The 711-nt window shown below is 56.5% G+C and carries 1 rRNA gene; it reads left to right on the plus strand.

The features are described from left to right. A 23S ribosomal RNA gene (locus tag A949_RS0111965) occupies positions 1–711 on the plus strand; the annotation flags it as partial.

Genomic DNA, 711 nt, shown 5'->3' on the forward strand with positions numbered 1-711 from the left:
GAAAAGTACCGCGGGAGCGGAGTGAAAGAGTACCTGAAACCGTGTGCCTACAAGCCGTGGGAGCGTCGCGTGGAAATTTCGGTTTCCACGTCGTGACTGCGTGCCTTTTGAAGAATGAGCCTGCGAGTTTGCGGCATGTTGCGAGGTTAACCCGTGTGGGGGAGCCGTAGCGAAAGCGAGTCCGAAGAGGGCGTTTGAGTAGCGTGTTCAAGACCCGAAGCGGAGTGATCTAGCCATGGGCAGGGTGAAGCGCGGGTAAGACCGTGTGGAGGCCCGAACCCACCAGGGTTGAAAACCTGGGGGATGACCTGTGGTTAGGGGTGAAAGGCCAATCAAACTCCGTGATAGCTGGTTCTCCCCGAAATGCATTTAGGTGCAGCGTCGTGTGTTTCTTGCCGGAGGTAGAGCACTGGATAGGCGATGGGCCCTACCGGGTTACTGACCTTAGCCAAACTCCGAATGCCGGTAAGTGAGAGCGCGGCAGTGAGACTGTGGGGGATAAGCTCCATGGTCGAGAGGGAAACAGCCCAGAGCATCGACTAAGGCCCCTAAGCGTGTGCTAAGTGGGAAAGGATGTGGAGTCGCAGAGACAACCAGGAGGTTGGCTTAGAAGCAGCCATCCTTGAAAGAGTGCGTAATAGCTCACTGGTCAAGTGATTCCGCGCCGATAATGTAGCGGGGCTCAAGTACACCGCCGAAGTCGTGTCACTC

The organism is Streptomyces sp. AA1529 (assembly GCF_000280905.1).
Lineage (GTDB): Bacteria > Actinomycetota > Actinomycetes > Streptomycetales > Streptomycetaceae > Streptomyces.